Here is a 10,974-nt window from a genome sequence, read left to right on the forward strand (position 1 = left end):
TTTTATTTTAAAAAAAGTTTTATTTAAAAAACATAAATTTGCAAAAAACTACAAAAAAACTCAATTTTTAGTTTCTTTTTGAATAATTTTCATAACCAAATTCTCTTACCATAGATAAATTTTCATTCTTATCTAAGAACATTAAATTTGGAAGCCTTACTCCATTAAATGTGGTGTTTTTAACTATAGAATAATGAATTTGATCTAAAAATACTATTTTTTGTCCTATTTTTAACTCTTGATTAAAAGCATACTCACCCATAATATCTCCTGCTAGGCAAGTATTACCGCCAAGTAAATAAGCAAATTCATCTTCTTTTAACTCGCTGTAATTTTGTCCATCACGACTTGATAAAATTCTAGCATTTAAAACCTCGCTTGTATAAGGCATGATGATAGTATCTGGCATATGAGCTTCACTTGAAGTATCTAAAATAGCTATTTTTTTCTCATTTTCTACTATATCTATCACACTTGCGACTAAAGTTCCACACTGCCAACCCACAGCCTCACCTGGCTCAAGATACACTTGTACACCGTATTTATCGCTAAATTTTTTACAAAGATCAATTAGTTTTTGCGCGTCATAACCTTTTTTTGTGATATGATGACCCCCACCAAAATTAACCCATTTCATATTTTTAATAAATTTTGAAAATTTAGCTTCAAAAGCATTTAACACAAGCTCTAAAGAATGCGCACTTTCTTCACACAAAGCATGAAAATGAAGCCCACTTAAAGCACTTAAATCTTCATTTTCAAAATCAATCGCACGAATTCCTAATCTTGAAAATCTACCACAAGGATTATAAAGTTCTTTTGGAGCCACTGAAAGCTCTGGATTACAACGCAAACCAAGAAATTTGTGGCTTGCTTTATCTTTAAATTTTTTAAACTGATTAAAAGAGTTAAATACTATATGGTGTGAAAGATCTATGATTTCATCTATTTCATCATCTTTAAAAGCAGGTGAAAAAGTATGAATTTCTTTGTTCATATATTCTTTTGCAAATTTAGCTTCCCAAAGCCCGCTACAAGTACAACCTGATAAATACTCGCCCACTATATCCATAGCACCTGAAAAAGCAAAACCCTTTAGGGCAAGCAAAACTTTTGCTCCACTTTGCTCGCTCACTTTAGCCAAAAGCTCACAATTTTTTCTAAGTTTATCTTCTTCTAAAATATAAGCAGGAGTTTGAAAGTCTTTATCTAGATGATTTTTAATTAGCATTATTTGTCCTTAATTTTTTAATTTAAAACCACTTGTATAACAAATCATATTAAAATTATATCTTGTTTTTATAATTTACCATCATTAATCAAATAATAGTTATAATCAAAATCCAAATCAAAATTAATTTAGGAGTGAAAATTTAATGGACAGAAGGTTATTTTTAAAATTTAATGCTTTAGGTTTAGCAAGTATTAGCAGTGCTTATGCAATGGGAGATCATTCTCATCATAATATGCACTCAAAACATACACAAAAAGATGTAAAAGAAATCAATACTTCTTTTATAAAACTAGAAAATCCAAACATTAAACTACTCGATGAAAAAGACTTTCCTAGCGGAGGAGCATTAGCAAATTTAAAACTTCTAAAAAACACAAGTACAAAGAAAAATTTCTTTAGATCAAGTATAGAAATCAAAGAAAGTCAAATAGAACTTATTAAAGGTAAAAAAACAAAATGCTTTACTTACAATGGCTCTATACCTGGACCTAAAATAGAAGTTTATGAAGGTGATACTGTGGAAATTTTGGTAAAAAATAGTTTAAAAGAGCCAACTACTATCCACTGGCATGGACTTGACATACCACCTGAGCAAGATGGCAACCCACACGATCCTATCATGCCTGGCAGAGAAAGAATTTATCGCTTTAAACTTGGAGAAAATTCAGCAGGAACTTACTGGTATCATCCACACCCACACTACACCACAGCAAAGCAAGTTTATAAAGGCTTAGCAGGGGTGTTTGTAGTAAAAGCCAAAAAAGACGCGTTGTCGCATTTACAAGAACAAGATTGGGTGATTAGTGATTTGCGTTTAGATGAAAACGCACAAATTCCTGATAATAATTTATTTGATTGGCTAAATGGTAGAGAAGGAAATTTAGTTCTTATTAATGGACAATTAAAACCAAAAATAACACTTGATAAAGCTCAAAGAATTCGTATTTATAATTTTTGTGCGGCAAGATATTTAAATTTACGCATTAAGGGTGCTAAATTTATTTTAGTAGGAACTGATGGAGGGCTTATAGAAAAAGGTGTTGAATTAGATGAGTTATTTTTAAGTCCTGCTTCAAGAGTAGAAGTGCTAATCAAAGCAAGTAAGGGCGATTTTAAACTTGAAAGTACTTATTATGACCGCGATAAAATGCTTGTTAAAGAAAAACCTTACACTCTTATGTTAGCTGATCTTAAAATAGAAAAAACTATAGAAAACATACCAGAAAAATTACGCGAATTTCCACCTTTAAAAGAAGCTACAAGCTTTAAAGAAGTGATTATGAGCGAAGATCATATGCAAATGCATGGTATTAGTAAAAAAAGCGAAGAAGAAATCAAAAAAAGCCTTGCTTCTATGTTTTTAATCAATGGTAAAACATTTGATATGAATAGAACGGATTTAACCTCAAAATTAAATGAGGTAGAAGAATGGGTAGTAAAAAACAAATCGCATATGGATCATCCTTTCCATATACACGGAACACAATTTGAACTCATATCTTCTAAATTTAAGGGTAAAATAACAAAAGCAAAATTCAGAGCATTGCAAGATACGATTAATGTAAGACCTAAAGAAGAATTAAGACTTAGAATGAGTCAAAAATTTACCGGTATTAGAATGTTTCACTGCCATATTTTAGAGCATGAAGATCTTGGAATGATGGGAATTTTAGAAATCAAAGAATAAAGGTAAAAAAATGGTAAAAGTTGAATTTCTAGGGCCAATTAACAAAGAAAGCTTAGAACTAAACGTAAGCAATCTTAAAGAATTAAAAGCAATTTTAGGGCAAGATGAAAGCTTAAAAGAATGGCTTGATCTTTGTGCAGTTGCCTTAAATGATGAAATGGTTTTTGATGATGAAACTACCTTAAAAGATGGGGATAAAATTTGTTTATTACCACCGGTTTGTGGAGGATGAGTTATGTTTGAATTACATCAAGGAGCCTTAGAAATTCCTAGCATTTATGCTAGATGGTATGAATATGCTAAAGATAAAAACTGCGGAGCTTTGATCACATTTTGTGGTATAGTGAGGGCTGAAGATGAGATTGAGGCTTTGAGTTTTGATATATATGAGCCTTTATTAAAAACTTGGTTTGAAAAGTGGTGCCAAAAACTTGCAAATGAAAATGTAAGTTTGATGTTTGCTCACTCTATCGGCGAGGTTAAGGTGCATGAGAGTTCTTATTTTGCTGGGGTTTTAAGCAAACAAAGAAAATTAGGATTAAAACTAATTAATGATTTTGTAGAAGATTTTAAAGCAAGCGCACCTATATGGAAATATGATATCATTAATGGTGAAAAAATTTATGCCAAAGAACGCTCTTTGAAACTTCAAGGAGCAGGAATTTTAAGCACTAAGGACTAAAATGCTAACTTCTTATAGCCAAAGTTTAGACATACTTCATTCACACATACAAACATATGAAAAGATAGAAAACATTGCTTTAACACAGTGCTTAGATAGAATTTTAGCCATAGACATCAAAGCTTCTACTAACAACCCTCAATTTCCTACTGCTTCTATGGATGGTTATGCGATCAAATTTAGCGAGCAAGATGAGCCTTTGTCTATCATAGGCGAAGTACCTGCGGGAGTTTTTCCAAGCTTTAAAATACAAAATAAAGAATGCGTTAAAACCTTTACAGGTTCTTTGATGAGTGATGGTTGTGATACCTTAGTGCCTGTGGAAAAAGTTGAGGTTAAAAACGGTGTGGTTTATATAAAAGAAAAAGTTCCACAAGGCTTTGCTGTGAGAAAGGTGGGCGAAAGCTACACCGAAGGTGAAATTTTACTCACAAAAGGCACAAAGCTAAGCTATAGCGAAATAGCACTTTTAGCCGAGCTTGGATATTTTCACATTAGCGTTTTTGCTAAACCTATCATAGGTGTGCTAAGTAGTGGAAGTGAAATCAAAGACTTGGGCGAAAGCTTAGAACACCCTGCGCAAATTCGCTCATCAAACCATGTAGCCATAGCTAATATGGCAAAAAAACTTGGTGCTGAAGCTAGAATTTTTCCACTTTTAAAAGATGATATGCAAAAAACCCCAAGTGTTTTAAAACAAGCACTTAATGCGTGTGATATTTTAGTCACCACCGGTGGAGTTTCCATGGGGGATTTTGACTTTTTAAAGCAAGCTGTTAAAGAATATGAAATCATCATAGACAAGGTCGATGTAAAGCCTGGCAAACACATCAAAATAGCCAAATTTGAAGATAAATTCATCTTTGCGCTACCGGGTTTTCCGTACTCGGCTATGGTGATGTTTAATTTATATGTAAGAGAACTTTTAAATGCTTGGCTTTTACAAGAAAAAGACTATGTATTTAAGGCATTTGCAAATACTGACTATAAGAAAAAAAGTTCGCATTTAGAATTTGTAGCTTGTAATGTGGAATTTAAAGATGGAAAAATTTATGCCAATTTAAAAGGCAAAAAACAAGGCTCAAGTGCTATCATCAACAACTTAAACAACAAAGCCGCATTAATGATAGCACATGATGATATAAAAGAAAATGATTTGGTGGATATTGTTTTAATGCCTTAATGCTATATTGTGATAATATAAAATAAGGATTATTAATGAATTTTGAAACCCTGTTAGCTACAAAAGAAAAAAAGCTACAAGATTGTCAAGAATTAATTGAAGAACTTAAAAAAGAAGAAGAAATTTTAAACCATGAGAATATAAAGATAATAAATAGAAGATTACAAGAACTTATAAATAAAGAAATATTATTTTTTAATAATTTAGAATACACAAAATTTAAAAACAACCCTCATGAAATCAATGATTTAGAAGATGAAATTTATTTTTATTTTAATTTATATGTAAAGAATATTGATAAAATAAAACTAGAAAAGCTCGATAAACATAAATCCGAACTTACAAAATCTCATAGAATAAGAAAATATATGCAAGATTTTACTAATACATTAAAATCAATTTTTAAAAAATCAGAAGAGTTAATTTTTAAATCTGAATCCAAATTTATAAAATATAAAGAATCTTATAGAACAAGAAAAGATACACAATATTTTACCAATATTTCAAAATTAGTTTTAGAAAATTCAAAAGATTTATTTTCATTGATTAATATCGTAGGATTTTTTATAGTCATATTCATACTAACACAGCATTTTATACAAACAAAAACTATTCCTTTTATAGATAGCCAAAAGATAATCTCTTTGGCAATAACAGGTATTGTATTTGGAGGTATTTTTTGTTTTTTCTATATAGCAGTATTCGTTTTTTCAAGAGAATTACATAAATATTTTCTTAAAATACCAAAAAGTATTCCTGCAATAATTTGTATTGCTGCATCAATAATGGTTTTTTTTACACTAAACAGTCTTAGTATAGCAATTTTATCTTTAATTTTAATTGTATTAATTGTTGCAAATATAATGCTATGGTTTTTTGGGAGAAAATATATAATTTCATCAAACATGATAGAAATTTACGCAATACAAACCATATTAATATTTATATTATATGCAGTTATTGCTTTTATTTATGCCCTTGTTATTATTAATACACAAATAACTAATGATAATTATTGTTATTATTATTTTTATTTACTTCTTATCTGTATTGTTTTTTATATTTTATTCAGCTTTTTATTTTACATTAATGATTTTAAATTTTTTATACTTGCCAATGCTATCATCTTGATTTTTTCTCTTTTTGCTTTAAACAAAAATATTATTTCCTATTTAAAAATAGGTAATTTTAACGCGGAATTATTACTAAGCAAAAATAAAACTCTAAAAGATAAATTAATAGATAATAATATCAGCTTTATTGAAAATGCAGAAGGTATAAAAGTAGAAAATTTACACATTCTATCGGATGCAAAAGATGTTTATTATATACAAAGTAAAAAAGAAAATAATACATCCACAGAAAAATCATTTATAATAGATAAAAAATATGTTTTAGATAAAAATTTTTAATTTTTGAAAAATTCACAACTACCGAGAAAAACTCGGTAGTTAAATTATATGTTTTTTTACAAAACCCTCAAACGCACCTTAAGTATAGTATCTTACTTTATTTTCCCTATTGCAATAAAAACCTAGCTTTAATATAATTTCAAAAATCACAAAGGAGAGAAAATGGACTCAAAAATCTTTTTAGAAAATGGTCGTGTTAAAAGCAAAGGTTATGCCATGCTTAGCAAAGATTCTAAATTCACACCTTTTGAATTTACACGCCATAAAGTAGGCAAAAACGACATCTTAATCGCTATCAAATACGCAGGAATTTGCCATAGCGACATACACACTGCAAGAAGCGAATGGGGCGAAGCAACCTACCCTTGCGTACCTGGCCATGAGATAGCAGGAGAAGTCATCGCAGTGGGTGAAAATGTGAGTAAATTTAAAGTAGGTGATTTTGCTGGGGTTGGGTGTATGGTGAACTCGTGTGGAGAATGCGAGGCATGCAAAAAATCTCAAGAACAATTTTGCGAAAATGGTAAAACCATCTACACTTATAACTGCAAAGATGTATTTCATGATAATGAAAACACCTATGGAGGCTACTCAAATAACATCGTAGTAAGTGAAAAATTTGCTATCAATGTGCCAAAAAATGCACCACTTGACAAAGTAGCGCCTTTACTTTGTGCAGGCATTACTACCTACTCACCGCTTAAATTTTCAAATATCAAAGAAGACTCAAGTGTAGCCGTAGCAGGTTTTGGTGGGCTTGGTATGATGGCAGTAAAATATGCTGTAAAAATGGGCGCAAAAGTAAGTGTTTTTGCAAGAAATGAAAACAAAAAAGCAGAAGCTCTAGCTATGGGAGTGAGTAATTTTTATACTAGTACCGATAAAAGCGTAGTAAAAGAAAGATTTGACCTTATCATCTCTACCATACCAACCCCTTATGATCCGCTAGCTTATATGGATTTATTAAAATTTGGTGGTGAGATGGCTATAGTAGGATTACCTCCACATGAAGTAAGTCCTAGCATTAACATCATTCATTTTGTACATAAAGCAGGTAAAAAAGTATATGGTTCGCTTATTGGGGGCATTAAAGAAACTCAAGAAATGCTTGATTTTTCTTTAGAACATGGAATTTATCCTGAAATTGAAATCATCAAACCAAGTGAGATTGACAAAGCTTATGAAAATCTCACTTCAGGAAAAGCCAAATTCCGCTATGTAATCGATATGAGTGCAGAAAATTAATACTCATCAAAAATCACATCGCTAGTATCAAAACCTCTTTGCTTGGCTATTTCAAGCAAAGAATTTATTTGCTCTTTTGCTAAAATCTCTCTTGATAAAATCCATAAATATTTTTTATCAGGACTACCTACAATAGAAACTTGATAATTTGTATCAATGTAAATAATCTCATAATTTGGCTTGTTAAAAATATTCATAAATATACCAAATTTAACCGCCAAAGCCCTTGGAGATTTTACCCTAGCTTTGCCATTTGCTTGAGAGATTTCTCCATTTTCTTTAGTGCATATATTTTTGACTTTAATTATAGGCGTAGAGCCTTCATACTCTAGCTCATATTCTGCCTTAGCACTTTTGCAAGTTTTTTGAAAAAATGCAGGTTTTCTAGCCATTTCTAACCATATACCCATGTATTTTTCTAAATTTATACCATCTAATAATTCTATCATTTTTCTTCCTTTTGATTTGCCTCACCCCAATCACACATCGCTTGTAAAATAGGGATCAAACTTTGTCCTTTTTTAGCAAGGCGGTATTCTACTTTTGGAGGGATTTGTGGGTATTCTTTACGCGTGATTAAATCATCATTTTCAAGCTCTCTTAAAGTATGCGTTAGAGTCTTAAAAGAAATATTGCCAAGATATCTTTTAAGCTCATTATATCTTACAACTTCATAGCGAAATAAACAATACAAAACACTCATCTTATACTTTCCCGAAATCAAAGACAAGGTATAGTTAAACCCACATTCTGTAAAATCGCACTTTTCTTCCATATACTTTCCTTTAATATAGTATTATGCTTTTTTATATTATAATCCAAAATCATTTTTTATCAAAATGAAACACATTAAAAAGGATTTCGATGGATTTCATCACAAATCTTATCATTGCTGCTATTGTTGGTGGTGCATGTGGAGTTGCGCTTCATTTGTGGAAAAAGAAAAAAGAAAAAGACAGTAGCGAAAAATAATACGTGAAGCAAAATGCTTCACGTATATCTATACTAATTGTCTATCATTTTTATGATATTTTAAAATACCCTCTGCACAACGATAAGCCAAAGCTCCAACTGTATCAGTAGGATTGTATCCGCTATTGTGCTGAAAATTTCCCGCACCAACAACAAAAAGATTATCCATATCCCAATGTTGCAAATAAGTATTAACAACACTTGTTTGAGGATTAGCACCCATAGTAGTTCCACCCGTATTATGTGTAGATTGATAAGGCACTATACTATAATCTTTTAAATAAGCTCCTTTTTTAATCGATCTCACTCCTTGCATTTTTTTAGCTACTTCAGCTGTTTTATCTGTTATAAATTTATGCAAAGCACGATCTTGATCTGTAAAATTATAAGTAAGTCTTACCAGTGGCATTCCAAAAGCATCTTTATAGGTTGGATCCAAACTCAAATAATTGCTTTTGTGTGGTAAAGATGCGCCTTGTCCTCCTACTGTGATAGCTCTTGTAAAATTATAATTTAAAGCTTTTTTAAATTCAGCTCCCCAACTTGGAGTTCCTTTTGGCAGCGGAGCTGATTGGATAGGGCGATTTCCAAGTTGCACACTATAAATCATAGCTCCGTGTAAAAACTTCTCTTTTGAGTGATCAAAATTATCCCCATTATAGTCATCGCAAGTTGTACCCAAAGCACCTGAACCCATATATGTATTAAATTGCTCATCAAAAAACGCTGTTGTTCCCATATTGATTTGATAACAATAGTTTTTACCTAAAGTTCCTTTGCCTGTGTTTGGATCATATTGTTCACCTATACCACTTACCATTAAAAGCTTAGCATTGTTAAACATATAGCTTGTAAGCACTACAATATCTGCTGGCTGAATATATTCTTTCATAGTTCTTGTATCTACAAACCTAACTCCTGTAGCTTTGCCATCTTTTTTTAGTATTTCTATAACATTACTATGAGTTCTTATAGTATATTTTCCTGTGCTCATAGCTTTAGGTATGACAGTATTGATAGGACTAGCCTTAGCACCATACTCACAACCAAAACGCTCACAATAAGCACAATATTGACATGGAGCTAGATCTTGACCATCTGGATTAGTATAACCGCCTTTTGAATTAGCTGCAGGTAATCTAAATGGGTGCAATTTCATTTCTTTTGCAGCTTTTTCGAAGCGTTTAAGCATTTTAGTGTTTTCTAAAGGTTCTTGCGGATAAGGACTTGATCTAAACAAACCCATTTTTTCAGCAAGTGGGTTTTCTTCTCCACAAATTCCACAGGTTTTTTCAAACTTATCATAATAAGGTTCCATATCTTTATAGGTTAAACCCCAATCTTGCAAAGTATAATCATCACCTAATTTATTGCCATATCTTTCAAAACTTTTTGTTTTAATCTCAAAATCATAAGGTAAAAATCTAAAGGTCCAACCATTCCAATGAACCCCTGCACCACCAACATTACTTCCAAGCAAAAAAGATCCCATTTTTCTATATGGTAAGGCTAAACCATTAACATTATGGCGAAAAGTTACTGTATCTTTTGAGCAATCTTGCATTAAACCATAATTAATACCATATCTCCACTCATCGTGAATCATCGCAAAATTTTCCGTAGTTTGCATCATACCACGCTCTAAGCTCAAGACAGTCAATCCAGCCTTGGTAAGTTCTGCTGCAACTATACCACCTGTCCAACCAGCCCCTACTGTTACCACATCTGCTTTTTTTAATACTTCTGCCATAATTTATCCTTCCATATCAGCTAAGCTCATAGGCTCTATGTCAAAAAACTCATCGCTTGTAATCTTGTCAATATAACTCATTTGAGCACCAGGATATTGCATCATTTTCCAACCATTTTTATTATCATTACCACCATAAATTGGATCAGACAAAACTCCAGCTATTGTCATATCCCTTAAAAGAGTAAAAAATTCAGAAGATTTAAATCCTATGAAATCGATTTTATTTTTTTCTAAATCAACTAAAATTTTATCTTGCTCAACTCCTTTTAAAGATGAAAAAGTTTTTTTATAGCGCTTTTGAGATATTATTTCCAAAGCTTTAACACCCTCTAAGAAAATCTCATTGCGTTTCATTGGGGTTTGATAACCTTGCTCAGCAATTCCTTCTATAAATGGTCCTTGTAGATATTCTCTATCATTATAACCATAAGCTGAAGCTAATTGATTGTCAATAAAATAAGGCACGCCTAAGCCTATAGCACCATCACCTTGCTCATCTTTTGGATAAATTCTCTCACACGCTGCGCTTAGATTATCAAAATCAGTCTGTACTTGAAAAAACATTTTTCCTCTTATTTTATTTGAGCTTCCCTGTGTTTTCTTATGCACATGAGTTAATTCTGCAGCATGCAATATAGCTCCACCACTCATAGTGCTAGCAGCAACCACACCACCACCCAAAAGACTTAATTTAAAAAAATTTCTACGATCAATGACATTATCTTGCATATTTTCCTCCTTTTTGTTGATAGTATCATTATATCCATTCTATTCCTTGCTTTTTTAATATGGTCTTAAATAAAAAA

General features: G+C 31.5%; 11 protein-coding genes. 6 read left to right on the forward strand and 5 right to left on the reverse strand.

Annotated features, from left to right (window positions below; all coding sequences use genetic code 11):
• Window positions 1–67: 67 nt before the first annotated feature.
• Window positions 68–1,231: a carboxynorspermidine decarboxylase gene (nspC, locus tag L8X40_RS00420; protein ID WP_214099908.1), complete on the reverse strand. Its 1,164-nt coding sequence runs from the start codon at window positions 1,229–1,231 to the stop codon at window positions 68–70.
• A 145-nt stretch (window positions 1,232–1,376) separates the two neighbouring features.
• Between nspC and L8X40_RS00425 the strand changes: the two genes are divergently transcribed.
• From L8X40_RS00425 to L8X40_RS00450, 6 genes are all read left to right on the forward strand, one after another.
• Complete coding sequence (locus L8X40_RS00425; RefSeq protein WP_263667069.1) at window positions 1,377–2,921, forward strand: multicopper oxidase family protein; 1,545 nt, start codon at window positions 1,377–1,379, stop codon at window positions 2,919–2,921.
• Between the two features lie 10 nt (window positions 2,922–2,931).
• A complete protein-coding gene (locus L8X40_RS00430) occupies window positions 2,932–3,153 on the forward strand; it encodes a MoaD/ThiS family protein (RefSeq protein WP_087700377.1) in 222 nt (73 codons plus the stop codon).
• A gap of 3 nt (window positions 3,154–3,156) precedes the next feature.
• Window positions 3,157–3,603 carry a molybdopterin synthase catalytic subunit gene (locus L8X40_RS00435; protein ID WP_039627992.1) on the forward strand — a complete coding sequence of 149 codons (447 nt, stop codon included), beginning with the start codon at window positions 3,157–3,159 and terminating at the stop codon, window positions 3,601–3,603.
• Window position 3,604: 1 nt separating this feature from the next.
• Window positions 3,605–4,786, forward strand: coding sequence for a molybdopterin molybdotransferase MoeA (locus L8X40_RS00440; RefSeq protein ID WP_263667070.1), 1,182 nt, complete (start codon window positions 3,605–3,607; stop codon window positions 4,784–4,786).
• Between the two features lie 368 nt (window positions 4,787–5,154).
• A complete protein-coding gene (locus tag L8X40_RS00445) occupies window positions 5,155–6,198 on the forward strand; it encodes a hypothetical protein (RefSeq protein ID WP_263667071.1) in 1,044 nt (347 codons plus the stop codon).
• A gap of 162 nt (window positions 6,199–6,360) precedes the next feature.
• Window positions 6,361–7,443: an NAD(P)-dependent alcohol dehydrogenase gene (locus L8X40_RS00450; RefSeq protein WP_263667072.1), complete on the forward strand. Its 1,083-nt coding sequence runs from the start codon at window positions 6,361–6,363 to the stop codon at window positions 7,441–7,443.
• Here the strand turns inward: L8X40_RS00450 and L8X40_RS00455 are convergent.
• The 4 genes from L8X40_RS00455 to L8X40_RS00470 form a co-directional block, all read right to left on the reverse strand.
• Window positions 7,440–7,892 (reverse strand): lipocalin family protein, encoded by a 453-nt coding sequence (locus L8X40_RS00455; protein ID WP_263667073.1) that lies wholly within the window; start codon window positions 7,890–7,892, stop codon window positions 7,440–7,442. The genes L8X40_RS00450 and L8X40_RS00455 overlap by 4 nt on opposite strands.
• Window positions 7,889–8,218 carry a MarR family transcription factor RrpA gene (gene rrpA, locus L8X40_RS00460; protein ID WP_087700365.1) on the reverse strand — a complete coding sequence of 110 codons (330 nt, stop codon included), beginning with the start codon at window positions 8,216–8,218 and terminating at the stop codon, window positions 7,889–7,891. The genes L8X40_RS00455 and rrpA overlap by 4 nt, the downstream gene beginning before the upstream one ends.
• Before the next feature lie 225 nt (window positions 8,219–8,443).
• A complete protein-coding gene (locus L8X40_RS00465; RefSeq protein ID WP_263667074.1) occupies window positions 8,444–10,165 on the reverse strand; it encodes a GMC family oxidoreductase in 1,722 nt (573 codons plus the stop codon).
• A 3-nt stretch (window positions 10,166–10,168) separates the two neighbouring features.
• Window positions 10,169–10,897, reverse strand: a complete 729-nt coding sequence (locus L8X40_RS00470; RefSeq protein WP_263667075.1) for a gluconate 2-dehydrogenase subunit 3 family protein — start codon at window positions 10,895–10,897, stop codon at window positions 10,169–10,171.
• Between the last annotated feature and the right edge of the window lie 77 nt (window positions 10,898–10,974).

Origin of the sequence: Campylobacter sp. CNRCH_2013_0855, from assembly GCF_025773025.1 — a bacterium.
Classification (GTDB): Bacteria; Campylobacterota; Campylobacteria; order Campylobacterales; family Campylobacteraceae; genus Campylobacter_D; species Campylobacter_D jejuni_C.